Source organism: Parvibaculum sp., from assembly GCF_046297875.1.
Lineage (GTDB): Bacteria > Pseudomonadota > Alphaproteobacteria > Parvibaculales > Parvibaculaceae > Parvibaculum.
Genome location: NZ_JBKBHD010000001.1, coordinates 2,161,988 through 2,187,745 on the forward strand (window position 1 = coordinate 2,161,988; position 25,758 = coordinate 2,187,745).

The 25,758-nt window shown below is 63.2% G+C and carries 24 protein-coding genes; 17 read left to right on the top strand and 7 right to left on the bottom strand.

The window, feature by feature from the left end; genetic code table 11:
- Positions 1-97 precede the first annotated feature (97 nt).
- Positions 98-1,093 (top strand): lytic transglycosylase domain-containing protein, encoded by a 996-nt coding sequence (locus tag ACK4FH_RS10625; RefSeq protein WP_409813371.1) that lies wholly within the window; start codon positions 98-100, stop codon positions 1,091-1,093.
- Positions 1,094-1,099: 6 nt separating this feature from the next.
- On the opposite strand, the gene ACK4FH_RS10630 is transcribed toward ACK4FH_RS10625, so the two are convergent.
- Positions 1,100-1,537, bottom strand: a complete 438-nt coding sequence (locus ACK4FH_RS10630) for an Rrf2 family transcriptional regulator (protein ID WP_409813373.1) — start codon at positions 1,535-1,537, stop codon at positions 1,100-1,102.
- A 91-nt stretch (positions 1,538-1,628) separates the two neighbouring features.
- On the opposite strand from ACK4FH_RS10630, the gene ACK4FH_RS10635 reads away from it, so the two are divergent.
- Together ACK4FH_RS10635 and ACK4FH_RS10640 are read left to right on the top strand one after the other, a co-directional pair.
- Positions 1,629-2,096 carry a group III truncated hemoglobin gene (locus ACK4FH_RS10635; protein ID WP_409813375.1) on the top strand — a complete coding sequence of 156 codons (468 nt, stop codon included), beginning with the start codon at positions 1,629-1,631 and terminating at the stop codon, positions 2,094-2,096.
- Positions 2,097-2,209: 113 nt separating this feature from the next.
- Complete coding sequence (locus tag ACK4FH_RS10640) at positions 2,210-4,873, top strand: cation-transporting P-type ATPase (protein ID WP_409815247.1); 2,664 nt, start codon at positions 2,210-2,212, stop codon at positions 4,871-4,873.
- Between the two features lie 26 nt (positions 4,874-4,899).
- On the opposite strand, the gene yghU is transcribed toward ACK4FH_RS10640, so the two are convergent.
- Positions 4,900-5,769 carry a glutathione-dependent disulfide-bond oxidoreductase gene (gene yghU, locus ACK4FH_RS10645; protein ID WP_409813377.1) on the bottom strand — a complete coding sequence of 290 codons (870 nt, stop codon included), beginning with the start codon at positions 5,767-5,769 and terminating at the stop codon, positions 4,900-4,902.
- 54 nt (positions 5,770-5,823) lie between these two features.
- Positions 5,824-7,020, bottom strand: coding sequence for a CaiB/BaiF CoA transferase family protein (locus ACK4FH_RS10650; protein WP_409813379.1), 1,197 nt, complete (start codon positions 7,018-7,020; stop codon positions 5,824-5,826).
- Between the two features lie 167 nt (positions 7,021-7,187).
- On the opposite strand from ACK4FH_RS10650, the gene ACK4FH_RS10655 reads away from it, so the two are divergent.
- The 3 genes from ACK4FH_RS10655 (at position 7,188) to pcaF (ending at position 10,137) form a co-directional block, all read left to right on the top strand.
- A complete protein-coding gene (locus ACK4FH_RS10655) occupies positions 7,188-7,610 on the top strand; it encodes a DoxX family protein (RefSeq protein WP_409813381.1) in 423 nt (140 codons plus the stop codon).
- Positions 7,611-7,718: 108 nt separating this feature from the next.
- Positions 7,719-8,855: a DUF2336 domain-containing protein gene (locus ACK4FH_RS10660; RefSeq protein ID WP_409813383.1), complete on the top strand. Its 1,137-nt coding sequence runs from the start codon at positions 7,719-7,721 to the stop codon at positions 8,853-8,855.
- A 70-nt stretch (positions 8,856-8,925) separates the two neighbouring features.
- On the top strand, positions 8,926-10,137 hold the full coding sequence (gene pcaF, locus ACK4FH_RS10665; protein ID WP_409813385.1) for a 3-oxoadipyl-CoA thiolase: 1,212 nt from the start codon (positions 8,926-8,928) through the stop codon (positions 10,135-10,137).
- A gap of 7 nt (positions 10,138-10,144) precedes the next feature.
- On the opposite strand, the gene ACK4FH_RS10670 is transcribed toward pcaF, so the two are convergent.
- Positions 10,145-11,374 carry an EAL domain-containing protein gene (locus ACK4FH_RS10670; protein ID WP_409813387.1) on the bottom strand — a complete coding sequence of 410 codons (1,230 nt, stop codon included), beginning with the start codon at positions 11,372-11,374 and terminating at the stop codon, positions 10,145-10,147.
- A gap of 240 nt (positions 11,375-11,614) precedes the next feature.
- Here ACK4FH_RS10670 and ACK4FH_RS10675 point away from each other — a divergent pair, with 240 nt between their 5' ends.
- Entirely contained in the window at positions 11,615-12,352 is a 738-nt protein-coding gene (locus ACK4FH_RS10675) for an NUDIX hydrolase (RefSeq protein ID WP_409813389.1), read from the top strand.
- 12 nt (positions 12,353-12,364) lie between these two features.
- On the opposite strand, the gene ACK4FH_RS10680 is transcribed toward ACK4FH_RS10675, so the two are convergent.
- Complete coding sequence (locus ACK4FH_RS10680) at positions 12,365-13,141, bottom strand: NAD kinase (protein ID WP_409813391.1); 777 nt, start codon at positions 13,139-13,141, stop codon at positions 12,365-12,367.
- 62 nt (positions 13,142-13,203) lie between these two features.
- On the opposite strand from ACK4FH_RS10680, the gene cutA reads away from it, so the two are divergent.
- Positions 13,204-13,545 carry a divalent-cation tolerance protein CutA gene (gene cutA / locus ACK4FH_RS10685; protein WP_409813393.1) on the top strand — a complete coding sequence of 114 codons (342 nt, stop codon included), beginning with the start codon at positions 13,204-13,206 and terminating at the stop codon, positions 13,543-13,545.
- A gap of 171 nt (positions 13,546-13,716) precedes the next feature.
- Here the strand turns inward: cutA and moaA are convergent, their stop codons facing one another.
- Positions 13,717-14,733 (bottom strand): GTP 3',8-cyclase MoaA, encoded by a 1,017-nt coding sequence (gene moaA / locus ACK4FH_RS10690; protein WP_409813395.1) that lies wholly within the window; start codon positions 14,731-14,733, stop codon positions 13,717-13,719.
- A gap of 113 nt (positions 14,734-14,846) precedes the next feature.
- Here moaA and glpK point away from each other — a divergent pair, with 113 nt between their 5' ends.
- The 5 genes from glpK to ACK4FH_RS10715 all read left to right on the top strand — a co-directional run bounded on the left by glpK (position 14,847) and on the right by ACK4FH_RS10715 (position 21,806).
- Positions 14,847-16,337, top strand: a complete 1,491-nt coding sequence (glpK, locus tag ACK4FH_RS10695; RefSeq protein ID WP_409813397.1) for a glycerol kinase GlpK — start codon at positions 14,847-14,849, stop codon at positions 16,335-16,337.
- A 62-nt stretch (positions 16,338-16,399) separates the two neighbouring features.
- Positions 16,400-17,809 (top strand): FAD-binding oxidoreductase, encoded by a 1,410-nt coding sequence (locus ACK4FH_RS10700; protein WP_409813399.1) that lies wholly within the window; start codon positions 16,400-16,402, stop codon positions 17,807-17,809.
- Between the two features lie 78 nt (positions 17,810-17,887).
- On the top strand, positions 17,888-18,664 hold the full coding sequence (locus ACK4FH_RS10705) for a class II aldolase/adducin family protein (protein WP_409813402.1): 777 nt from the start codon (positions 17,888-17,890) through the stop codon (positions 18,662-18,664).
- Between the two features lie 94 nt (positions 18,665-18,758).
- Entirely contained in the window at positions 18,759-21,098 is a 2,340-nt protein-coding gene (locus ACK4FH_RS10710; protein WP_409813404.1) for a xanthine dehydrogenase family protein molybdopterin-binding subunit, read from the top strand.
- Between the two features lie 6 nt (positions 21,099-21,104).
- Positions 21,105-21,806 (top strand): helix-turn-helix domain-containing protein, encoded by a 702-nt coding sequence (locus tag ACK4FH_RS10715; protein WP_409813407.1) that lies wholly within the window; start codon positions 21,105-21,107, stop codon positions 21,804-21,806.
- A gap of 3 nt (positions 21,807-21,809) precedes the next feature.
- On the opposite strand, the gene ACK4FH_RS10720 is transcribed toward ACK4FH_RS10715, so the two are convergent.
- Positions 21,810-22,472 (bottom strand): class I SAM-dependent methyltransferase, encoded by a 663-nt coding sequence (locus tag ACK4FH_RS10720; RefSeq protein WP_409813410.1) that lies wholly within the window; start codon positions 22,470-22,472, stop codon positions 21,810-21,812.
- Between the two features lie 226 nt (positions 22,473-22,698).
- Here ACK4FH_RS10720 and ACK4FH_RS10725 point away from each other — a divergent pair, with 226 nt between their 5' ends.
- The 4 genes from ACK4FH_RS10725 to ACK4FH_RS10740 all read left to right on the top strand — a co-directional run bounded on the left by ACK4FH_RS10725 (position 22,699) and on the right by ACK4FH_RS10740 (position 25,758).
- Complete coding sequence (locus ACK4FH_RS10725; protein ID WP_409813412.1) at positions 22,699-23,313, top strand: TetR/AcrR family transcriptional regulator; 615 nt, start codon at positions 22,699-22,701, stop codon at positions 23,311-23,313.
- A 30-nt stretch (positions 23,314-23,343) separates the two neighbouring features.
- On the top strand, positions 23,344-24,378 hold the full coding sequence (locus ACK4FH_RS10730; protein ID WP_409813414.1) for a hypothetical protein: 1,035 nt from the start codon (positions 23,344-23,346) through the stop codon (positions 24,376-24,378).
- Positions 24,375-25,259, top strand: a complete 885-nt coding sequence (locus ACK4FH_RS10735; protein ID WP_409813417.1) for an SDR family NAD(P)-dependent oxidoreductase — start codon at positions 24,375-24,377, stop codon at positions 25,257-25,259. Before ACK4FH_RS10730 ends, ACK4FH_RS10735 begins: the two co-directional genes overlap by 4 nt.
- Positions 25,260-25,332: 73 nt before the next feature.
- On the top strand, positions 25,333-25,758 hold the full coding sequence (locus ACK4FH_RS10740) for a Rap1a/Tai family immunity protein (RefSeq protein ID WP_409813420.1): 426 nt from the start codon (positions 25,333-25,335) through the stop codon (positions 25,756-25,758).

Below are 25,758 nucleotides of genomic sequence, written 5' to 3' on the forward strand. Positions count from 1 at the left end.
AAACGCAAGGTTTCCGCCAGATGGAACGATCTTTTGGCTGGCGCCCCGGCTGGCATGGCGCTTGCGACCTTTCCAGCAGAAGGAAAGGAAGCATCTCGTGAGTCTCGTCGAAAATATCGCCATTCAGCCGACCATTGCCTCTGCGCTTCAATCTGCGAGCCAGCGGACTGGGGTCGACTTCGACTATCTGCTGAAGACGGCGATGCGCGAGTCGAGCCTAGATTGCCAAGCAAAATCAAGTACTTCCACGGCTTGCGGCCTATTCCAGTTTACCGAGCAGAGCTGGCTCGGGACGATGAAGAAGCACGGTGCGGCGCTAGGACTTGGCAAAGAGGCGGCGGCGATCGAGCAAAATGGCAACCGCTACCGGGTGGCAAATGCTGCCCAAAGAGCGGAAATTCTTGCCCTCCGGAACGATCCGCATGTGGCGGCGCTGATGGCGGGCGCCTATACGCAGGACAGCGCCTCGGCGCTCGAAAACCGGCTCGGCCGGAGTGCGGGCGAAGGCGAGCTCTATGTGGCCCATTTCCTGGGTGCGGGTGGCGCGGCGAAGCTCATCACGGCGGCCGAAGAGGCGCCGAATACGCGGGCGGACCTTCTTTTCCCCGCCGCCGCGGGTGCCAACAAGTCGATCTTCTACAAGAAGGGCGGTGAGCCGCGCAGCGTGCAGGAGGTTTATCAGAACCTCGTCGCTAAGCATGAAGGCACGGATGCCACGCGGATCGCCGAAGAAGCGGCGAAGCGGCCTGCAAACACGAAACGCCATGCGAATGCGTCCGAACGGGCAGGCGTGCTCAGCGATCTCGCGGGCAGCGACCGAAGCCGTGGCTATGCGACGCGGGGCATGGCTCTCGCCACGCCTGCCTCTGAAAGCAATGGCGGTGCGGCGTCTGCGACCACAAGCTATGGCCGGGCACCGCTGGTGCTCAGTTCGACGGTTGTGGAAATTCTCGCCTCGCTCGATCCCATACCGCGCGGCAATGACACGTCTCGTTCCGAGCGGAAGAGCGAGCGCGATGTGGTGGATGAACGCCGCGAGGCGCATCGCGAACGCGCACGGCTGCTGCCGCGTTCGGGCTTCACCTACGGCTGATGCTGCCTAGCCCGTAAGGGCGAGGAGGCGGCGGAGCGGGGCCGGGCGCGCGACGAGATCGGCGAGCGTCGCGCCATCCAGAATGGCCACCCAGGCTTCAAGCGCCTCGCGCAGCAGATGTTTCAGGCGGCAGGCGGGCGCGATACAGCAGCTGTTCGCCGCGCGATCGAAACATTCCACAATCCTGAAATCTTCCTCCATGACGCGCACGACATGGCCGATGGAAATCTCATCGGGCGAGTGGGCAAGGCGAAGGCCGCCGCCGCGTCCACGCAGGGTTTCCACGAAGCCTTCCTGCCCGAGTTCATGCGCCACCTTGACCAGATGGTTGCGGGAAATGGCATAGGCCTCCGCGACCTCGGAGATCGTGACGAGTCTTTCCGGCGCGAGGGCAAGGTGCATCAGCAGGCGCAGCGCATAATCGGTGTGGAGTGTCAGGCGCATCTCTTTTTCCGTCGGGCTGGCGAAATGCCGCATGGAAGTTTGGCGGTTTCGCTATAAGATGTATATTAAATACATCTTATAGAAGTGCGCCATGACTGACAATCGAAATGGGACGGACGGCGGCAAGGCGCAGGGCATCTGGTGCCGCGAGGCGGATTCCGGTCCGGGCACGACCTCGGAGGCCGAAATCAGGACACTCGTTCACAGATTCTACGAACGCATTCGTGCGGATGCTGACCTTGGACCGGTCTTCAATGGCGAGATTGAGGATTGGGAGCCACATCTCGCCAAGATGTGCGACTTCTGGTCGAGCGTGATGCTGACGACAGGCCGCTACAAGGGCCAGCCAATGCGCGCGCATATGAAGCTGAAGCAGGTGACGCCGAAGCATTTCGACCGCTGGCTGATGCTCTTCCGGGAAACCGCGGAGGAAGTCTGCGGGCCGGAGACGGCAGAACGCTTCGTCGAGAAGGCGGCGCGCATTGCCGAGAGCCTGCAACTCGGCATGTTCTTCAAGCCGGCCCTGCATGACCCCGAACGCTGCACGGGCAGCTGCTGAGGCTGCGGCAAGGCGCCGACTGACACTCCCACGAAAATTGCGGCATAGTGAGTGGAGCACTTGCAGCAATCGGGGGAGAAGTGGGCGCGCCGAAGGATCATGTCTGGCACAGCATGGAAACGCGCGAAGCGTTTTCGCTGCTCAAGACGAGCGATGATGGCCTTTCCCGCGAGGAGGCAGCGCGCCGTCTTGCCGAGTACGGGCCCAACGGGCTGCCACAAGGGAAGAGGCGCGGCCCTTTCGGCCGCTTCATCCGGCATTTCAACAATCTTCTCATCTATGTGCTGATTGCTGCAGCGGTGCTCGCCCTTTCCATCGGGCATATTGCCGATTCGATAGTGATTGCCCTTGTGGTGCTCACCAATGCAACCATCGGTTTCATTCAGGAGGGGCGCGCCGAGAAGGCGCTTGAGGCAATCCGCGGCATGATCGACCCCCATGCCTCGGTGCTGCGGGACGGACGGCGGAGCAGCATTGCGGCGAGTGAGGTCGTGCCCGGCGATATCGTTCTGCTCGAGGCCGGTGATCGGGTGCCCGCCGATCTCCGGCTGGTGAAGGCGAGCAATCTCAAAATCGACGAGGCTGTGCTGACGGGCGAATCGGTGCCGGTCGACAAGGTGACGCAGCCCACCGATGCATCAGCTTCGCTCGGCGACCGCATGTCGATGGCCTATTCAGGTACCTTTGTGGCGGCGGGACAAGGCGCGGGCGTTGCCGTTGCGACCGGTGCCGGCACTGAACTCGGACGCATCAGCGGCTTGCTCGAAAAGGTCGAGGAGCTCACCACGCCGCTCACACGGCAGATGGATCAATTCGCACGGCAGATTGCCATTGTCGTGCTGACGCTGGCCTCCTTCATCTTCCTCTATGCGGCCCTCGGCCCGGTCTACGACATCGGCGAGGCCTTCATGATTCTCGTGGGGCTGGCGGTCGCCTCCATTCCTGAAGGCTTGCCTGCTGTTATGACGATCACGCTTGCGGTCGGTGTGCAGCGCATGGCGAGCCGCAATGCCGTGATCCGGCGGCTGCCTGCGGTCGAGACACTCGGTTCCGTCTCCGTCATCTGCTCGGACAAGACGGGGACGCTGACCCGGAACGAAATGACAGTGAGCGCCGTGGTAACGGCACTGGTTCAGGCGAAGGTCGAGGGCGCAGGCTACAAGCCGGAGGGCCGCTTCCTGGCGAATGGTTCTGCTATCGACGTTCCGTCCTATCCGGTGATCGAGGAGCTGACACTGGCAGGGCTCCTTTGCAACGATGCGGAACTCACGGAGAAGGAAAGCCAGTGGGTCACCGACGGCGATCCGATGGAAGGAGCGCTGCTGTCGCTCGCGATCAAGGCGGGGCACGACGTTGCGGCGGCGCGGGCACGGTTTACGCGGCTTGCGGAAATCCCCTTCGATGCGCGGCACCGCTATATGGCGACGCTGAACAAGCGCGATGAAGGGGCACCAATTCTCTATCTCAAGGGCGCACCGGAACGCGTGATAGACATGTGCGCCACAGCGGCGACACCGGAGGGGACATCGGAGATCGACGGCGCGTTCTGGCATGGGCAGGTCGACGCGCTGGCGGCGGAAGGGCAGCGCGTCATCGCACTGGCGCGGCGTGTCATGCCGGAAGGTGTGTCGGAGGTTTCAAGCGCCGATGCGGAGAGCGGGCTCACGCTGCTGGGTCTCGTCGCGTTGATCGATCCGCCGAGGCCCGAAGCCATTGCGGCCATCGAGGAGTGCCGGGGAGCGGGCATCGCCGTGAAGATGATAACCGGCGATCACGCCGTGACGGCAAGCGCAATTGCGCGCCAGCTCGGCATGGGCGCGGAGGTGCGCACCGTTACCGGGCAGGATCTCGATGCGCTGGACGATGCGGGGTTCCTGCGCGCGGCACGGGAAGCGAGCGTCTTTGCGCGGACGAGCCCCGAACACAAGCTCCGTCTTGTCGAGGCACTGCAGGCAGATGGTTCCGTGATCGCGATGACGGGCGATGGCGTCAACGATGCACCTGCGCTGAAGCGCGCCGATATCGGCGTTGCGATGGGCGGCAAGGGCACGGAAACGGCAAAGGAGGCGAGCGAAGTTGTGCTCGCCGACGACAATTTCGCCTCGATCGTTGCCGCCGTTCGGGAAGGACGAACGGTCTACGACAATCTGACCAAGATCATTTCATGGGTTCTGCCGACCAATGGCGGCGAGGCGCTGACGATCATTCTGGCCGTGCTGTTGGGCCTTACCCTGCCTGTGCTGCCGATCCAGATTCTCTGGATCAACATGGTGACCGGCATTGCCCTCGGCCTCACTTTTGCCTTCGAGCCGACGGAACCCGGCGCAATGAAGCGCGCACCGCGCCCGGCGGGGCAGGCGCTGCTGTCAGGCCGCGTACTCTGGCGCGTTCTTTTCGTTTCCCAGCTGATGGTGATGGGGACGTTTGGCATCTACTTCTGGGCGGTGAGCCGCGATCTGCCGGTCGAAACGGCACGAACAATGGTCGTCAATACCATCGTCGTGATGGAGATTTTCTATCTTTTCAGCGTGCGTTATGTGCACGGCACTTCGCTGACGCTGCAGGGGGTGATGGGAACACGCGCCGTATTGTTCGGCGTAACGGGTGTCACCGCTGCCCAGTTTGCCTTCACTTACCTGCCGTTTCTTCAAAGCGTGTTCGGCAGTACACCTGTGTCGTTCGCCGACGGCGTTGCGATCGTGTGCGTAGGCGTGACCTTGCTGATCGTGGTGGAGGCCGAAAAACGTATCGCGTGGCGACTTGGATATGTGAGGTGAGGCATGAGCCTCACCTCACCTGATGTTCACTCGGCCGCGGGCTTTCCGGCCTTCTCGAAGTCGCCTGCGTCGTGGCGCTCGGGCAGCTGGCTCGCCGGATCGCCCCAGGTGCGATTGACCATGCGGCCGCGCTTCACGGCCGGGCGCTGACCGACTTCGTCCGTCCAGCGGTTCACATGCTTGTATTCATGGACGCTGAGGAATTCGGCGGACTCGTAGAGCAGGCCTTTTGCCAGCGCGCCATACCAGGGCCAGATTGCCATGTCGGCGATGGTGTAGTCGTCGCCCGCGATGAAGCGGCTTTCGGCGAGACGGCGGTCGAGAACGTCGAGCTGGCGCTTCACTTCCATCGCGAAGCGGTCGATCGCATATTCGATCTTAACGGGCGCATAGGCGTAGAAGTGGCCGAAGCCGCCGCCGAGATAGGGCGCGGAACCCATCTGCCACATGAGCCATGAGTAGCACTCGGCGCGCTTCGAGAGATCTTTCGGCACGAAGGCGCCGCCGAATTTCTCCGCGAGATAGAGCAGGATCGCGCCGCTTTCGAAGACGCGGGTGTGCGGATCGGTCGAGCGGTCGAGCAGGGCGGGAATCTTCGAGTTCGGATTGATCGAAACGAAGCCCGAGCCGAACTGGTCGCCAGTACCAATATTGATGAGCCAGGCGTCGTATTCGGCGCCGCTGTGCCCGGCTTCGAGCAGTTCCTCCAGCATCACCGTTACCTTGACGCCGTTCGGCGTACCAAGGGAATAGAGCTGCAGCGGATGCTTGCCGACAGGCAGCTCCTTCTCCTGGGTCGGGCCGGCAATGGGCCGGTTGATATTGGAGAAGCGGTTGGCGTTCTTGTCCTGATTCCAGGTCCAGACTTTCGGCGGCACATAGGTGTTTTCAGTCACGGCGTACAACTCCCTTTGCGGATATGATTCGGCTTTATATGGGTCGCAAGAGGCTCATTTGATAGCGCCTGCTGCGCGAAGGGCGTCAAGTTCGGCGTCGCTGTAACCGGCCTCTCTGAGCGTTTCAACAGTGTGCTGGCCGAGAGCGGGCGAGGCGGAGCGCGGCGTGTCGTCGTAACCCGGAAAGCGGATGGGGGAAGCGGGCGCAAGATAGTTGCCCGAGCCGTCTTCCTCCGGCACTTTCACATAAGCTCCGGCGGCATGCGCCTGCGGATCGGCATAGACATCGGCCGGGCGCATGAGCGGCGCCCAGATGATGTCTTCGGCATCGAGCTTCGCGCGCCAGTAGTCGAGATCGTGTTCGGCGAAGGCGGCATCGAGAATATCCACCAGCTCGGCAGCGTTCTGGCGGCGCTTTTTCGGATTGTGGAAGCGTGGATCGGTTTCGAGTTCGGGGCGGCCGACGGCGCGGCAGACCGCCGTCCAGTCGACCGTGCCCTGACGCGGCACGATGACGATCCAGGTGTCCTTCGCCTGGAAGAAATTGCTGATCGGCATGAGCGCCTCATGGCGCGATTTGGTGGAGCCGAGCTTTCCATAGCGAAGCTGGACGGCGGTGTCGGAACCTGCCGCATAGATGCCAGCGCGAAGCAGCGAGGCCTCGACAAGGCGGCCAGCGCCTGTTTTCTGGCGCTCGACAAGGGCGGCAAGGATGCCGCCAACCGTTGCCATGCTGGTCGTGTGATCGCCGATACCCGTGCGCAGCGTGACCGGCTCCTTGCCCTTCACGGTCTGCAGCCAGCCGACGCCTGAGCGCGCATAGAAGGCGGCGATGTCGAAGCCGGGGCGGTCGCGGTCCGGCCCTTCGAGGCCATAGCCCGTCACGCTCGCATAGACGAGGCGGGGGTTCACCTGCTTGAGCGACTCATAGTCGAGGCCCGCACGCTCCAGCCCGCCGGGGCGGACATTGGTGATGAAGACGTCTGCATCCTTGACCAGCCGCTTAACGGCTTCGACGCCTTCGGGCTTCGAGGTATCGATGGCGAGGCCTTTCTTGCCGCGATTGTCGAGGTCGAAGATCGGCGAGCCCTTGAGGTGGTCGGCGCCGACATTCGACATGGTGTAGCGCATCGGGCAACCCGACAGCGGCTCCACCTTGATGACCTCCGCGCCCCAGTCGGCGAGGATGCCCGCCGCACCCGGTGCTGCGATGTAGGTGGCCATTTCAATGACCTTAATGCCTTCAAGCATGGAATCCGGACCCCGTTAGCTGAATTTTCTGGTTGGGCCGGATCATCCATGAAAAGGCGGGGGAGTCAAAATCACGGCCCGGACGGGGGTATTCAGGCTGGACAGGGCCTGGAGCCGGGAGAATTATTACCACAGGATTTTCGGGGAAATTTCGGGGAGGAGATTTCATGACACCGGGATTCGTTGCTGCCATTCTCGAGGCGCCGGCCACCGCTGTCGTCACGCGCATTCTGCTGACTTTCATGTTCTGGGGGAGCGGGCTGGGGCTTCTCGCCAATTTCGGCGAGAGCGTGGAGATAATTGCCTCGCTCGGCTTCTCTCAACCGGCCCTTGTCGTGATCGCGACGGCGGCGACCCAACTTGTCGGCTCTGCGCTCGTCATCACCGGCCGCCATGTCTGGCTCGGGGCAGGCGCGCTTGGCGTATTCACATTTCTTACCATTCTGCTCGTCCACAATTTCTGGGCGATGCCGGAGGGGCCGCAAAAGGTTAACAGTTTTCATACGGCCACGGAGCATGTGAGCATGATCGGGGCTCTTATTCTCGTTTCGATCTTCATGCATCAAAGGCAAAATCGTAAGTTTTCTTAATGCTTTCCGGGGGCTGAATAAACCGTTCGGCAAGGGTTCTCACCTAGGCTAAGGGCATGTGCGCTCAATGTTTGAGCGCGCCGCAAGTCGTGTGAACCGAGAACCGGAATGAAATCGGAAAAGCTGACGATTGCCGATGTGGAGCGCCTCCTCTCGGACCCGTCGGAAAACGCAAGGGCGCAGGTGGCGGCGAAAGTCGCCCGGCAGGTCGCGGATGTGGAGCTTCTCCCCCGCGAGCGCGAGCTTGCGCATGAAATTCTCGGCTATCTCGTTCATGACGTCGCCGTTTCGGTGCGTGAGTCGCTGGCGCGCTGCCTGACGGACAATGCGGCTGCGCCGCGAAGTATCGTGCTGCAGCTTGCGCGCGATATCGACCAGGTGGCCATCCCCGTTCTGGAGCGATCGCCCGTACTCACGGACGAGGATCTCGTGGGTCTCGTCTATTACGGCTCGCCCGCCAAACAGCGCGCCATTGCCGGCAGGCCGGAAGTGCGTGCGCAGGTTTCCGAGGCGATCGCGCATCGCGGCGACCGGACGGCGGTGCTGACGCTGGTTCACAATTCCGGCGCCGTCATCAACGAAGCGGCGGCGACGATGCTTGCCGAGCGGTATGCGGACGATGCCGATGTCGCAGCGCCGCTGGTAAGACGCGGTGAGCTGCCGGCACTGCTCGTCGAGCGGCTGATCGCGATGATTTCGGAGCAGATCCGCGAATATCTCGTCGAGGAACATGAAGTCGACCACCGCGTGGCGGCGAACCTGGAAGAACAGGCACGCGAGCGCACCACCGCAGATACGTTCAAGCGGATGAGCACCGACGATATGAAGGCGCTGGTTGCTCAGCTCGCGTCGAATGGCCGTCTGACGGCGACGCTGATCCTGCGAGCCGCATGTTCGGGCGAAATCCGGTTTGTCGAAGCGGCCTTCGCCGAATTGACGGCGGTGCCCGACGAGCGAATCTGGCGGCTCATTCACGATGTGGGCGCGCTCGGCTTCCGCGCCGTCTATGCGCGGGCCGGCATGCCGGAGGCGCTTTATCCAGCGTTCCGCCGCGTGCTTGACACCTATCATGCCGCTCGCAGCTCCGATGGCTCTCTCGACATCGAGCTTTTCCGGCATCACGTGCTCGAAGGCCTGCGCGAGATCTACGAGCATGTGGAAGCGAGCGATCTCGACAGCATGATCGACAAGCTGGCCCGCGTGGCCGCCATGCCCGCCGCGCTGCGCAAGCAGAATGTCGCCTGATCTGCCAATTCCCCTGCGTCACTAAATGATCTAGGTTTCGCCCTCTGGACGACAGTAGAGGACAAAGCCCATGAGCCATCATCAGGAAGCCTTTATCTGCGACGCGGTGCGCACCCCCATCGGGCGTTACGGCGGTTCGCTTGCGAGCGTGCGCGCGGACGATCTGGGCGCGGTGCCGCTGATGGCGCTGATGGCGCGCAACCCGGATGTGAACTGGGAGCGTGTGGACGATGTGATATTCGGCTGCGCAAATCAGGCGGGCGAGGACAACCGCAATGTGGCGCGTATGTCGGCGCTGCTTGCCGGATTGCCGGAGGGTGTGCCGGGTTCGACCGTAAACAGGCTTTGCGGCTCGGGCATGGACGCAATCGGCACGGCGGCGCGGGCGATCAAGTCCGGCGAGGCGGGGCTGATGATTGCAGGCGGCGTGGAGAGCATGTCGCGCGCGCCCTTCGTGATGGGCAAGGCGACGAGCGCCTTTTCGCGCGATGCCGAAATCTTCGACACAACGATCGGCTGGCGCTTCGTGAACCCGCTGATGAAGCGGCAATATGGCGTCGATTCCATGCCGGAAACGGCGGAGAACGTCGCCGAGGATTTCCAGATTTCGCGCGAGGACCAGGACGCATTCGCCTGGCGGAGCCAGCAGCGCGCAGGCGCGGCGATGGCATCCGGCCGCTTTGCGACGGAGATCGTGCCGGTGACGATTGCGAGCCGGAAGGGCGAGACGGTAGTCGATAGCGACGAGCATCCGCGGCCCGATACGACGCTCGATGCCTTGTCAAAGCTCAAGGCGCCGTTCCGCGAGGGCGGCACGGTAACCGCGGGCAATGCATCGGGCGTGAATGACGGTGCCTGTGCGCTTATCCTTGCCTCTGCGGAGGCTGCGGAGGCGAATGGGCTTCGTCCGCGCGCGCGCATTGTTGCGATGGCAACGGCTGGTGTGCCGCCGCGCATCATGGGCATTGGTCCGGCGCCCGCGACGCGCAAGGTGCTGGAAAAAACGGGCCTCAATATCGGCGACATCGACGTTATCGAACTGAACGAAGCATTTGCTTCGCAGGGGCTTGCCGTTATGCGCGATCTCGGACTGCGCGACGATGCGGATCATGTGAACCCGAACGGCGGCGCCATTGCGCTCGGTCATCCGCTCGGGATGAGCGGGGCGCGGCTCGTCACTACGGCCATGTATGAGCTTGAAAAGCGGCAGGGCCGCTACGCGCTTTGCACCATGTGCATCGGTGTGGGGCAGGGCATTGCGATGGTGATTGAAAGGGTGTGAAGCGCGCCTAGAAACCGAGCGCAAATTGCACGAGGCTTGGCCGCGTGACGAGGCCAGCGGGCGCGCGCTTCGTCATGCGGCGCATCGGTGCGCGCCGGACCGGCTTTTTCGCCGGCGCCGATTCTTTCGCCGCGACGACAGCCTGCGCTACCGCCTTCTTTCGAGGAGGCTTTTTTGCTTCCGCCTTTTTCATGTGGGGCAGAACGCGCTTGCGGCGGATCAACGCGACGAGGTGGCGGTCCGGGAAGAGGCAGACGCGGTCGATGCGCCATGCGACGCCGCGCACTTCTTCTTGCGGGATCATGGCGTCGGCATCTTCCCATGAATATTCGACGATGGGATCGGTGAGTTCGAGAACCGTCTCGACGGCGCATTCCACATCGTCGTTTTCGGGCAGCGGATCGTGAAGTTCCATCACGTCTTCCGCGGGGGAGACGGGCTCCGGCTCCGGCACGAGATGGGGTGCGGACCAGCCGAACAATTCGGCGGGCGCCGATGGACGGCAGATATGTGCACCCTGCGCGGCGGTGAAGCCGAGAGCGGGGAGGGCGGCAAGCGTCGTTGTGTCCTCGACGCCGACGGCGGTGGCATCGAGCCCACGCGAAGCGGCGAGCGCGACGCGCTTGCCGACAAAGCCGAGGCCGGTGCTTTTGAGCCGTCGTGCAAACTGGATGATTGCGGCGCCGCCGATCTTCACTTCGTCGAAATGTTCGCGCGTCAGCAGATCGTCCGGCACGATGACGGCACCGCCGCCATCGAGCGCGGTGCGGAATCCGAGACGCCGGAAATCGGCAAGAGTGCGCTGCGCCGTCTCGCCATGCCGCGCGAAGGCGCCTTCCGGCACCTCGAGAATCAGCGAAGCGGGGTCGAGGCCATGCTCGGCCATGATTTCATCGAGAGCGCCGGGGAGCCCCATATCGGCAAGATCGGGCGCGGATAGATTGATCGAGAGCGGCCATTGCTGGCCGGCGGTCTGCCATTTGGCGAGGGTGCGTGCAGCGGCGCGGGCCACGAAACGGGTCAGCTCGCCGCTACGTTCGCGGCGTTCGAAGAACGAGAGGAAGAGGCCCGGCGGCAGAAGGCCGTAATCGGGGTGGTTCCAGCGGATATAAGCTTCCGCGCCCAGCGCCTCGCCGGTGGCCAGGCAAAGCTTCGGCTGGCAGACGAGAAACAGGTGCCCTGCATCGAAAGCTATGTCGATGTCCCGATTGGTCAGGCGGAAGGAACTGCTGTACATCTCATTTCCGGGCGGTGCGCGCATTACTGGGACTTAGCCTGAAGCGAGACCCTTTCCGAGTGCTTAACCGCGCCAAGCGAGCGGCGGACAACGTCGCCAATGCGTGAACGAGATGCATCAAATTCGATGCAATGGGAGGTTCTTATGGCGGATGGGCAGGCAAAAACCGGCGGAGATGCGCTAATTCCGGCGGCGACTATCCTTTTGTTGCGGGATAGCACAGAAGGACTGGAGGTTTTCATGGTGGTGCGGCACCACCAGATCGATTTTGCGAGCGGCGCGCTCGTCTTTCCCGGCGGCAAGGTGGACAAGCTCGACATGGCGCCGGGCGTTCGCGAGCGGGCGGACGGGATGGAAGGTCTCGACGATTGGGAATTCTCGATGCGCGTGGCGGCGATCCGCGAGGCGTTCGAGGAATCCGGTGTGCTGCTCGCGCGCAGCGAACAGACGGGGTCGCTGATCGACGCGGGGCGGCTGAAGGCGCTGGAGCAGTTCCGCGATCCGTTGAACAAGGGTGAGCTTGGTATTGCGGATTTTCTGGTACGCGAGGGGCTTCGCCTTGCCGGCGACATGCTGACGCCATTCGCACACTGGATCACGCCGAACATGATGCCCAAGCGTTTCGACACGCGGTTCTATCTCGCCAGCGCGCCGGCGGATCATCTCGCCGTGCATGACGGATCGGAGTCGGTCGACAGCGTATGGATCAGGCCGCATCTCGCGCTTCAGGAGGCCGACGAGGGCAAGCGCACCATCATCTTCCCGACACGGATGAATGTCGAGAAGGTTGGCCGCAGCCCGAGTGTCGCCCATGCCATCGAGACGGCGCGCAAGACGCCGGTGGTGACGGTCGAGCCGCAGGTGATGAAAAACGAGAAGGGCGAGCCGATCCTGCGCATTCCGGCGGAAGCAGGCTATTGCGTGACGGACGAACCGCTTTCGGCGGTGGCGAATGTTGCCAAACCGAAAGCGGGATGAGGCCACGGCCGGTCAGTAAAGAAACTGCTCCGTGATGATGCGTTCCTCGAGCCCATGGTCGGGATCGAAGAGCATGAAGAGGTCGATGGAGCTGTCCTCCTCGACCTCGACATCGCGGACGCGGCGGAACTCGGTGTGGTCGGCAACTGCGCTTACGGGACGCTTTTCGGATTCGAGAATATCGAAGCGCACTTTCGCGCGGTGCGAGAGCAGGGCGCCACGCCAGCGGCGGGGACGGAAGGCACTGATCGGCGTAAGCGCGAGAAGTGCCGCGTCGATCGGCACGATAGGCCCCTGCGCAGAGAGATTGTAGGCCGTCGATCCTGCAGGCGTTGCCACCAGCACGCCGTCGCAAATCAACTCCTCCATGCGAGTCTTGCCGTCGATGGAAATGCGGATCTTCGCCGCCTGATAGGTTTCGCGGAGCAGCGAGACCTCGTTGATGGCGAGCGCCTCCTGACGGCTGCCATCGGCAAGCGTGGCGCGCATCCTCAGCGGGTGGATGGTAGCGCGCTCGGCGGCCGCGAGACGTTCTTTCAAATTGTCGTCCCGGTATTCATTCATCAGGAAGCCGACCGAGCCCCGGTTCATGCCGTAGATCGGAATGCGCTTGTTCAAGTGCTCATGGAGCGTCTGCAGCATGAGCCCGTCGCCGCCCAGCGCGACGATGACATCCGCCTCGTCCGGAGAGGCGGCGCCATATTGTGCGGTCAGGCGGGCCAGCGCCGCCTGGGACTCGGGCATTTCGGTCGCCACGAAGGCGATCTTGTCGAAACTCATCGGCTTCATCTTTCGCTGCTTGCGCTGGCATAGTAGGGGCGAGGCCCCGCAGTGTCAGCAGAGGTAAGCATATGAGCGGCGATAAGCAAGCGGAGGGTGAATTCATCTTCCTCTATTCGACCTTCGGTTCGGTGGCGGAGGCCGAGGTGACTGCGGAAGCGCTAGTACGCGAGCGGCTGGCAGCCTGTGTCAATATCCATCCCGGCATGCGCTCCGTCTACGAATGGAAGGGGACCGTTGAAAAGGCAGAAGAGGCGGCGGTCTTCATCAAGACTCGGGAGGCGCTGAAGGAGCGCGTCATGGCGCGCCTCCGGGCGCTCCACCCCTATGACGTGCCGGCCATGCTGGTGCTGCCCATCCTTGGCGGGAACGAGGATTATCTTGAATGGGCGAGGGAGCAGACGCGGGGGTGAGTGGTTTCGCATCTTTAGTTTTCGTCACGTCACCCCCGGGGCTTGACCCGGGGGTCCAGGGTGGCAAGCACCTGCGTCTCATTGACTGAAATGTGATCTAGATTTTTTCGAAGATTGACGCTGCCTGCGGCAGCTTCTGGATTGCCGGGTCAAGCCCGGCAATGACATTTTTTACCCGCCTGTGAGCGACATGTGGCGGGGCACGGCGGGGCGGTTGCTGGCGCGATCAATGACGAAATCATGGCCCTTGGGCTTGCGGCCGATGGCTTCATCAATGGCGGCGTGGAGAAGGTCGTTGCTTGCGCTGGCACGGAGTGGCGCGCGGAGGTCCGCAGCATCTTCCTGGCCGAGGCACATATAGAGTTTGCCCGTGCAGGTAAGGCGGACGCGATTGCAGCTTTCGCAGAAATTATGCGTGAGCGGCGTAATGAAGCCGAGCTTGCCGCCCGTTTCCTTCACGCGGACATAGCGCGCGGGGCCGCCTGTGCGCTCGGCGAGATCGTCGAGCGTCCAACGGGCCGAGAGTGCGCGGCGGACTTCCGACAGCGGCAGATATTGATCCGTGCGGTCGCCGTCTATATCGCCCATCGGCATGGTTTCGATCAGCGTGAGATCGTGACCCTCGCCATGCGCCCATTCGATGAGTGAAGGAATTTCTGCCTCGTTCACGCCTTTGAGAGCCACGGTGTTGATCTTCACCTTGAGCCCAGCACGTTTTGCCGCCGCGACGCCGTCAAGCACCTGGGGCAATCTCCCCCAGCGCGTGATCTCCTGAAAGCGGGCTTCGTCCAGCGTGTCGATGGAGACATTGATGCGGCGGATGCCGGCGGCGAAGAGGTCGTCCGCATAGCGGGCGAGCTGGCTGCCATTCGTCGTCAGCGTCAGTTCGTCAAGCGCGCCGGTTTCGAGGTGGCGGCCGAGTGCACGGATCAGCACCATGACATCGCGGCGCACCAGCGGCTCGCCGCCCGTGAGGCGGAGCTTGCGGACGCCTTTGGCAATGAAGGCCGTGCAGAGCCGGTCGAGTTCTTCCAGCGTCAGCAGGTCGGCTTTGGGCAGGAAGTTCATGTGCTCGGACATGCAATAGACGCAGCGGAAGTCGCAGCGGTCCGTCACCGAGACGCGCAGATAGGAAACCGTCCGCCCGAAGGGGTCGACCATTTCCGGTTTTGCGGCGGGGCGGTCCATGTCCATGACCGGAATATAACATCTGGTCAGTGAAATTTCGCCCCTTCGCGCTAAAGGGGTTTTTGCCGGGCCGCGCGCCGGGTTAGCCTTTGCCCCAAGAAAAGGGGAGGCTCATGGCGGACTATATTCTTTCCATCGATCAGGGGACGACGAGCACGCGGGCGCTGCTGTTCGACAATTCGGGCTCGCCCATGCGGGTCAGGCAGAAGGAGCTTCGGCAGATTTTCCCGCGCGATGGCTGGGTGGAGCATGATGCGGCGGAAATCTGGGCGGCGACGCTGGAAGTCTGCCGGGGCGTGCTGACGAGCGGCACAACGGCCGAAAATATTGCGGCCATCGGCATCACCAATCAGCGCGAAACGACGGTGCTCTGGGACAGGGCCACGGGCAAGCCGCTCCACAAAGCCATTGTCTGGCAGGACCGGCGGACGGCGGATTATTGCGCGAAGCTGAAGGCGGACGGCAAGGAACCGCTTGTGCAGGCGAAGACCGGGCTGCTGCTCGATCCTTATTTCTCGGGCACGAAGCTCCGCTGGCTCCTCGACAATGTGGAAGGCGCGCGGGCGCGGGCCGAGAAGGGCGAACTGTGCTTCGGGACGATCGACAGCTGGCTCATCTACAATCTCACCGGCGGCAAGCGCCATGTCACCGATGCGACCAATGCCTCGCGGACGCTTCTCTTCAATATCGAGACGAATGAGTGGGACGACGAGCTGCTGAGGCTCTTCGCCATTCCGCGCGGCGTGCTGCCGGAGGTGCTCGATTGCTGCGCGGATTTCGGCGTGACGGCGAAGGAACTGCTCGGCGCGCCGGTGCCTATTGCGGGTGTGGCGGGCGACCAGCAGGCGGCGACGGTGGGGCAGGCGTGCTTCGAGCCGGGGCTGATGAAATCGACCTATGGCACGGGCTGTTTCGCGGTGCTGAACACGGGGGCGAAGCGCGTCGAGAGCCGCAACAGGCTGCTCGGCACCATTGCCTATCGTATCGGCGGCGAGACGACCTATGCGCTTGAAGGATCGATCTTCATGGCGGGCGCGATCGTGCAATGGCTGCGCGACGAGATGAAGCTGATAGACCATTCTGCCGAGAGCGAGCAGATGGCGCGTGAGGCCAACCCGCATAGCCAGACCGTACTTGTTCCGGCCTTTACCGGGCTCGGTGCGCCTTACTGGGAGCCCAATGCGCGCGCCGCGCTGTTCGGCATGACGCGGGATACGGGCGCGAAGGAAGTGGTGCGCGCGGCGCTTGAAAGCGTGTCCTATCAGACGCGCGACCTGATGGAAGCGATGGCCGCCGACATGAAGGCGGCGGGGCTGACAAGCCCGCAGGCGCTCCGCGTCGATGGCGGCATGGTGGCGAACAACTGGTTCGCGCAGAACCTTGCCGATATTCTGGGGAGGCCGGTGGAGCGGCCGGAAATCACCGAGACGACGGCGCTCGGCGCGGCCTATCTTGCGGGAATGCAGACCGGCTTTTACGGCGACCGGGCATCGGTTGCGAAACACTGGCGCTGCGAGCGGGGCTTTTCGCCGGAAATGGCCGAGAGCAAGCGGGCGGCGCGCTATGAGCGGTGGCTCGGCTATGTGAAGCGGGTGATCGGGTGAAGCGCACTTGGCCCGCTTTCCCGCTATAGTCGCATCCAAGAACATGATCCCGGGAGGATGACATGGCATCGGACGAACTCATCTCGAAGCTGAAGGCGGCGCTCGGGGCCCAGTGCGTATTGACCGGGGCGGAGGCGGCGGAGAAGGCGCAGGGCGGCTGGAGCAAGCTCGGTGTGCCAGCGGCGGTGCTTCGTCCGGCGAACACAGAAGAGGTATCCGCGGCCTTGAAGCTCTGCCATGCGGCGGGTGAGGGCGTGGTGCCCTGGGGCGGCAAGACAGGGCTTGTCGAAGGTGGCGAGGCGGATGGGCATATCGCGCTTTCGCTCGAGCGCATGCACAGGATCGAGGAGATCGACGAGGCGGGTGGCACGATGACAGTGCAGGCGGGCTGCGTATTGCAGACGGTGTGCGAAGCGGCGGACGCAAAGGGGCTCATCTTCCCGCTCGATCTCGGCGCGAGAGGCTCGGCCACCATCGGCGGCAATATTTCCACCAATGCGGGCGGCAACCGCGTGATCCGCTATGGCATGACGCGGGACATGGTGCTCGGGCTTGAGGCGGTGCTGGCGGACGGCACGGTGATGACCTCCATGAACAAGCTCATCAAGAACAATGCGGGCTATGACCTGAAGCAGATGTTCATCGGCTCCGAGGGCACTCTCGGCGTCGTGACGCGGGCGGTGCTGCGGGTCTGGCCGAAGCCGCGCTCGCAGGATACGGGCTTCGTGGCGGTGGAAAGCTTCGAGCAGCTGCCGAAATTCCTGCGGCATATGGAGCGCGCGCTTGGCGGCACGCTCTCTGCTTTCGAAGTGATGTGGGAAGATTTCTACAAGCTCGTGACGATGGAGCCCGCCAAAGGCAAGCCGATCATCGCGCATGGCCACCCCTATTATGTGCTGGTCGAGTCCATGGGCGGCGATCAGGAGGCGGATTCGGCGCGCTTCGAGGCGGCGATGATGGAGGCGCTGGAGGCGGGCGAGATCTCGGATGCGGTGATCGCGAAGAGCCAGGCGGAACGCGATGCGATGTGGGCGCTGCGCGACGATGTGGGGCAGGTGGTCCACACCTATCCGATGTTCACTTTCGATGTGAGCCTCGGCATTGCCGACATGGAAAGCTATATCGCTGAAGTGCGGAAGGGGCTCGCCGCGAAGTGGCCGCAAAGCTCGCTGATGGTGTTCGGCCATCTAGGCGACGGCAATCTGCATGTTATTCCGGGGCGCTTCCCGGATGCGAATATCGAGACGCGGCGCGGCGTGGAGGCCGTCGTTTATGGCGAATTGCGCAAGCGCAACGGCTCGGTTTCGGCGGAACACGGGATCGGCCTCGAAAAGCGGCCCTATCTCGACTGGTCGCGCAGCCCGGAGGAAGTGACGCTGATGCGGTTTCTGAAGCGCACACTCGACCCGAAGAACATTCTCAACCCCGGCAAGGTGCTGGAACCTGTGCCTCAGACCAAGGCGGCGGAATAGCCGGTTTGCGGTGAGCCCCCGCCTCGTGGCACACTGACCGGAACATAGAATCCGGTTTTTGAGGAAAGGGAGGACGCCATGTCCGTTGCCGCAGATTTCAGAGACGTTCCTGTGCGCGAACTCGTGACGGAGGCGGAGTGGCAGGTGCGTGTGGACCTCGCGGCCACCTACCGGCTGGTCGAGCATTACGGGTGGAGCGACCTCATCTATACGCATATCTCGGCACGCGTGCCGGGGCCCGAGCACCACTTCCTCATCAATCCCTATGGCATGAGCTTCGACGAGATCACGGCATCGAGCCTCGTGAAGATCGATCTCGACGGCAATATCGTCATGCCGACCGACTATGCGGTGAACCCGGCGGGCTTCACCATCCACAGCGCGGTGCATATGTCGGTGCCGGAGGCGAATGCGGTGATCCATACGCATTCGGACGATGGTGTTGCCGTGTCGGCGCAGGCGGACGGGCTGCTGCCGCTGTCGCAGACGGCGATGGTCGTGCTCGAAGACCTCGCCTATCACGACTATGAAGGCATTGCGCTCGAGCATGACGAGCGCGAGCGGCTGGTCGCCGATCTTGGCAACAAGCATTGCATGATCCTGCGCAATCACGGTTTGCTGACGGCGGGCGCGACCTGCGCCGACGCTTTCCTGCGGCTCTATTTCCTGGAGCGGGCCTGCACCATGCAGGTGCGCGCGCTTGCGGGCGGCGTGAAGCTGACCATGCCCAATCCCGGCGTGCCGGAAAAGACGGCGGACCAGGGCATGTTCCACAAGAAGCACGGCATCGGCAACCTGGCCTGGCCCGCCCTTCTGCGCACGCTCGACCGGATCGATCCGTCCTTCCGCGATTGATCCCCCGCACCGGCGCGTCCTGCGCTGGCGATGTTCCATTCCGGGTGCGGGTTCTTGTTCGCGCATCCTTCACGCATCTGAGTGAGGTCCGTTCATGGTGAAGTTCGGTGTGGGGCAGCCGGCGCGGCGCGTCGAGGATATGCGTCTTGTTTCGGGCAAGGGGCGGTTCACCGACGACATCTCGCTGCCGGGTCAGCTCTATGCGGTGATGGTGCGCAGCCCCCATGCCCATGCGCGGATTGCCAGCATCGACACGGAAGATGCGAAGGCAGCGCCGGGCGTCGTCGCCATCTATACGGGCAAGGATGCGGAAGAGGCGGGGCTCGGCACGGTCTATTCGCCCGCCGCCGACATGCTGAAGAACAAGGACGGCACGCCGATCTTCAAGACGACGCGCTGGCTGATCGCGCGCGACCGTGTGCGCCATGTCGGCGATCTTGTGGCGATGGTCGTTGCCGAAACGCCGGCGCAGGCGCGTGACGCGGCGGACCTCGTGATGGTCGATTATGAAGACCTGCCGGTGATTGCGGATACGGCGGGCGCGCTTGCCGCGGATGCGCCGGTGATCTGGGAGGAAAACGGGAGCAATCTCGCCTATGACTGGTCAATCGGCGAGGCGGAGCCGGTCGAGGCGGCGATGAAGGCCGCGCATCATGTGACGCGGGTGAAGCTCATCAACAATCGCATCGTCGTGGCGGCAATGGAGCCGCGCGCCGCGCTCGGGAATTACGAGGCGGATCGCGATCACTATACGCTTTATGTGTGCAGCCAGGGTGTGCATGGCATGCGCACGAATATCGCGAAGCACTCGCTGAACATTCCGGTCGAGAAGCTGCGCGTCGTGACGGAGGATGTGGGCGGCGGCTTCGGCATGAAGACCTTCGTCTATCCCGAATATCCACTGGTGCTGTTTGCCTCGAAGATGATCGGCCGTCCGGTGAAGTGGACGGCGGACCGCTCGGAAAGCTTCCTGACGGACAGCCAGGGCCGCGACCATGTGACGGAAGCTGCCCTCGCGCTCGACAAGGATGGCAAGATCCTCGCCGTGAAAGTCGACACGATCGCCAATCTCGGCGCCTATCAGAGCCAGTTCGGGCCTTTCATTCCCTCGCTCGCGCCGCGCGGCATGCATGTCGGCGTCTATATGGTGCCGGCGATGCATAATCATGTGCGCGCGGTCTATACGAACACGGTGCCGGTGGACGCCTATCGCGGCGCGGGGCGGCCCGAAGCGTCTTATGTGATCGAACGGCTGATGGAGAAAGCCGCGCGCGAGATGGGTCTCACGCCCGACGACATCCGCCGCCGCAATTTCGTGCCGCCAAGCGCGATGCCGCTCAATGCGGCGCCGTCGCTGCCTTTCGACTCCGGCGATTTCGAGCGCAATCTGAACGATGCGATGAAGCGGGCGGATGTTTCGGGTTTCGCCGCGCGGCGCGCGGCGGCGGAGCGCGAGGGCAAGCTCCTCGGGCTCGGATACAGCTATTATGTCGAGCGCACGGCGGCGGGCATGGCCGATTATGCGCGCATCTCGGTCGATCCGAAGGACGGGCACGTCCATGTCTGGACTGGCCAGCAGACGAACGGGCAGGGGCATGAGACGGCCTGGACGCAACTTGTGTCGTCGCGGCTCGGTATCGACGGCGAGAAGATCAAGGTGCATCTTGGCGACTCCGATGTGCTGCCCGGCGGCGCGGGCACCGGCGGCTCCAAGGCGCTCTACATGGCGGGCGGCGCGATTTCCGATGCCTCAGACAAGCTGATCGAGAAGGGCCGGGAGATCGCGGCGAACGAACTCGAAGCGGCGAAGGCCGATATCGAATATCGCGGGGCCGATGGCGAGCCTGTGTTCGTGGTCGCGGGCACGGACAAGGTGATCGACCTCTTCGCGGTGGCGAAGATTGCCGAAGGCCAAGCCGATCTCGGCGAATTCGCAGGCGACGGCGAATATACGCAGAAGGGCAATACCTTCCCGAATGGCGCGCATATCTGCGAGGTGGAGATCGACGCGGAGACTGGCACCTATCGCGTCACGAGGTTTACTGCGGTGGACGATTTCGGACAGATCCTGAACCCGCTGCTCGTTGCGGGGCAAGTGCATGGGGGCATCGTGCAGGGGCTTGGCCAGGCGATGGGCGAACATGCCGTTTATGACGAGAACGGCCAGCTCGTGACCGGCTCCTTCATGGACTATTGGATGCCGCGCGCCTCCGACTTCCCGGATTTCGATGTGAGCTATAACGAGATCCCGGCGCGCTCCAATGCGCTTGGCGTGAAGGGCGCGGGAGAGGCCGGCACAGTCGGCGCGCCTGCGGCCTTCATCAATGCGATGATCGATGCACTGGCGCCCTATGGCATCGAGGAAATCGACATGCCGGTGACGCCTGTGAAGCTCTGGGAGATCCTGCAACGGGGCCGCAAGGCGGCGGAGTAGGCTCTTATGTGGGCCGGGCGCTTCGAGTTCGGCGAGGGGTGGGCCGTCTATCGCGGACGAACGGATGCCAATGCGCCGCATCGCCATGCCGCAATCCAGATTGCGGCCGGCAGGGATGCCGGCATCGCGATGCGGAGCGACCGCACCGTGCTGGAGGCGCGGGCGATCGTCATTCCGCCTATGGTGCGGCATGAATTCCTGAGCGCGCGCGGCGAAGTGACGGCGCTATATGTCGAGGCCGAATTGCCGCTTGGCCGCGCGCTGCGGCGGCGGTTTGGCGAGGCGATATCGCCGCTTCCCGAGAGCCTCGCGGCATCACTTTCAACGGCCGATCCCGAAAACGCGATCATTGAGCTCTCCGCATTTCTAGATATCGCCGCGCCGGAAGCCCTCGACCCGCGGCTTACCGCGTCGCTTGCCTTTCTGCGCAATGAGCCCGGCGAGCGGGGCGCTATCGGCGCGGCGGCAAAGGCGGCCGGGCTTTCGGCGCAGCGATTGAGGGAACTGGCTCAGGCCGAACTCGGCGTCGCGCTGTCGCAATCGCTGCTGTGGCAGAAGCTTGGCCGCGCCTCGCGCGCAATTGCCGCCGGTGCGACGCTCGCCGAAGCCGCCGCGTCGGGCGGCTTCTCGGATCAGGCGCATTTCTCCCGCACCATGCGGCGCATGTTCGGCGTCACGCCCGGCGTTGCGGCGGGGACCCTTGGCTGAACGTCAGGCCGGTTTCACCGCGTGGTAGATGCTGATCGAGCCAGTATGTGTCGGGAAGACACGACGCTCCTCAAGTGCGGTGAAGCCTGCGGCCGGAATCAATTCGCTCAGAATGCCGTCCGCATTCGGCTGCGTATATTCGAAGCCGTCCGCCATCTGCACCTGCCGGAAAAGTGTGCGCATCAGGAAGGAGCGTTGCAGGCCGTAATCGCCGATAACAAGGCGGCCGCCCGGCTTCAGCAGGCGAAAGGCGGATGCCAGGATGCCGGACTTCACCTCCATTGGACATTGATGCAGGACGAGGCTCGACACCACGGCATCCGCGAAGCCCTCGCCGAGATGGTCATGCGCCTCGTCGCCGAAACCTTCGTGCCATTCGATGGCCGCGTCCGCCCCCTCTGCCTTGGCGCGGGCTATCGCAAGAACCTGCGGGTCGGGATCGATCGCGATCATGCGAATGTCCGGGGTTTGCGTCTTCAGCAGTATCGCCTGACTACCCGTGCCCGCGCCGATATCCACCACGGTTTCGCCGGGTGCGAGCGCGAGGGCCTTGGCGACGAGGGGGCGCCAGCGCTTTTCCCGCGTCATGATAGCGATGACCTTGTCATAGGCATTGGTGAACTCGGCTTTGCCGAGAGCGGGCACGAAGTCGCGTTTGGCGGGCATGGGTCTCTCCCTGTTCAGGGAGGACGCTAAGGGCCGGGAGCGGGGCGGTCTTGAACGAAACGCTGACAGGATTCAGGCAGACCGCCCGCAAAGGGAGGGTAATCATATTGACATTTTGTCAATATGGCCCGACGCTTTCTGCATGACCACGGAGGAAACGGGTTCCAGAACCCGAGAAGCCGCAGAAGCGGCCGTTCTGGAAGATGGTGACCGGGGAGAATCGGCCGTGCGGGCGAGCGGGGCTGAACCTTCCGGCGTGAGCGGCGGCGCGAAGCGGAAGCTCGAGAGCCGGCGAAAGCTCATGGAGGCGGCGCGCAAGCTCTTCGCCGAGCGCGGCTATCACGAAACGCGGCCGCAGGATATTTCCAAGGCGGCGGGCGTCGGTCACGGCACCTTCTATCTGCATTTCGAAGACAAGCTCGATTGCTTCCTCGCCTTCACCGACGAGGCGGCGGACGAGCTGCATGAATTCGTCGAGCGGCACATGGCCCTTGCGCATTCGCTGGACGAAGGTATCCGCGAATTGCTGATCGCCGTCTTCGAATATTCCGACAAGAATCCCGGTGTGCTCGGCGCGGCGCTGACCGATATCGATGTGCTCAGCACCGGTGGCGTGGGGCGGCGCGGGCCGGTGGATCGCTGGGCGGATGTCTGGGCCGAACTCATGGAGAAGTGGAAGACGACGGGCGAGGTGTCGCCGGACGTCGATACCCGCATGGCTGGGTATCTTATCGTCGGTGCGATCAAGCAGGGCGGCGCCTATGGCGTTCGCCGCAAGCTCGACCGCAAGAAAATGATCGACAGCATGACCTGGCTATTCGTCCGGGCACTGAAGAAATAAGGGCCACAAGGCTCACGGGAGGAGAACTAGATGGCGAAGCTCACATATACGCGCGATGAACTGATGGCGAGCCACGACTATGCGCGGCCGCATGAACAGGCAGGATACCGGTTGCATGGCGGGTTTCTGGCAGACGGCACTTATGTTTCGCCGCGCGTGCTGCATCGCTGGCCGGCGGTTCATGCCTGGCAGGAGGCGCTGACAGCGAAAGGCTGGCCGCTGATCGATGCGACCGTGCAGCTGCTGAAGCGTGGCAATTACCCGAATATTCCGCAGGAGCGCTTTCTGCTGAGCCATGGCATGGGGCAGCAGCTGTGGAATTCGCTCACCATTACCGGCGTGATCGAGGCGCGGGGACGTGCGCTTTGCGACCTGGTGGCGCCGGACTTCCAGCAGATCATCGTCGAGGATATTTCGCGGACCTGCACGGGCCATCTCCACAAGGGGCTGCTCTACGCGCATGGCGCGGATGAGGGCGGCGATCCGGCGGAACCCGAATTCGGCGCGCATGATGCGATGTGGTATGCGGCGCGGGATCTCTGTTTCGGCAAGGACCGCTATCCTCTGCCTGAAATCCCCGAAAGCATTGCGCGGCCGGATACGGGCCGGCTGATGCCGCAACTTCCTGCGGGTTTCGAGCAGCTTATCCTCCTGCTCATGAATGTGCTGATGATCGAGGTGCGGGCGGAGAGCTTCTTTGCATTCTGCTGCGAGATCATGCGCGATCCCGAGGCGTTCCCCGCGCGGCGCGCGGAAGCGGCCGAGGCGGCGGCTATGGTCGAACGCATCCGGACCGACGAAGCGATCCATGTCGGTTATCTGCAGACCACGGTGTCTGAGATGCGCAGCTTCACCTTCAAGACCGTCGATGGCGGGACGGTGAAGGGGACCGATCTGATCGATCCTATCTGGCAGGGCATGGTGCACTGGCATGCCGTGACGCAGGCCGATTTCTCGCGCGAGCAGACGCGCGAGGCGATCCGCGTCGGTCTCGAAAAAGCGCCCAATGGCGCAACACTCTTCGCCGAGTTCGACGCGCTCGACGATCTCGCAAAGGCAGCATGATGAAAGATATTTCCGGCAAGACCGCCTTCGTGACAGGCGGCGCAAGCGGCATTGGACTGTCGATGGCGCGGGCCTTTGGCGCTGCGGGCATGAATGTGATGCTCGCCGATATCAACGAGGACGATCTAAACGTGGCGCTGAAGGATCTGCGCGAGCGGCAGATCAAGGCGGAAGGCGTACGCTGCGACGTGGCGGAACGCTCCTCCGTGGAGCAGGCCGCGCGTGCGACGCTCGATGCCTTCGGCAAGGTGCATGTCGTCTGCAACAATGCGGGCGTCGGCGCGGGCGGGGCCATTGGTACGATGGAGCCGGGCGACTGGGAATGGACCATCGCGGTCAATGTCATGGGCGTGGTTTATGGCATGGAGGTTTTCCTGCCGCATATTCGCGCGCATGGCGAAGGCGGGCATTTCGTCAATACGGCGTCGATGGCCGGGATCATTTCCGCGCCGGGCATGGAGCCCTATACGGCGTCGAAATATGCTGTGGTCGGCATGTCGGAAGGCTGGGTGCAGCAGCTAGCACCGGAGAATATCGGCCTGTCGGTTCTCTGCCCCGGTTTCGTCAAGACGCGAATCTATGAAAGCGATCGCGCGCGGCAGGAGAAATATGGTTCGGCGAACGACGAGCGCGATCCCGAGCGGGAGGAGATCGCCAAGCAGTTCGTTCTGTCGGGTATCGACCCTGACCATGTCGGCGCGCGGGTGGTTGAGGCCATTCTCGGAAATGAGCTCTACATTTTCACCCACCCGGACATGGCGCCGCTTTTCGAGGCGCGGGCAGCGGCCATCCGCAGCGCCTTTGCCCATGCGGCGGAAAGCCCGGCGCTGAAGGGCGTCGCGTTCCGCTCGCCGGAGAAAATTGCGCTTCTCGACCAGTGAAGCCGCCTCGGGGTTCAGAATGTGTTAGGTTGCGTCGGTTGTTCGAGTAGCGTTATTGCCGGAGATCAAGCAGATGAGAAAGTTCGCCAGACTTGTCCTTGGCGCCGCGCTGGCCATGTGCCTTGGGGCGGGCGGCGCATTTGCAGCGCAGAATGTCAGGAGCGGGCAGCAGCTTGTTTCCGTCTGCCGTAGCCTGATCGATGGTGGCCATGCCGCAGGCTCGCAAGGCGAGGCCTGCAAGGAATTTCTTGTCGGCCTCATCATGCCGCAGCATGAAACCCTCACTATGGGCGAGCCGTTCCGGGCGGAACGCATGGGCCCCAACAGCGACGAAAGAGGCTGTTTCGATCTGCCGAACGAACTCAGCTTCCGTCAGTTCGCGCAGCACGTGGTCGGTTATGCCGAGGCGAATCCCGGTATGGTTTCGCGCCCGGCCTATGAGATTGCCGTGCGCGCGCTCGAGGCGAAATACCCCTGCGATCCGGTCTACCTGCAGTAG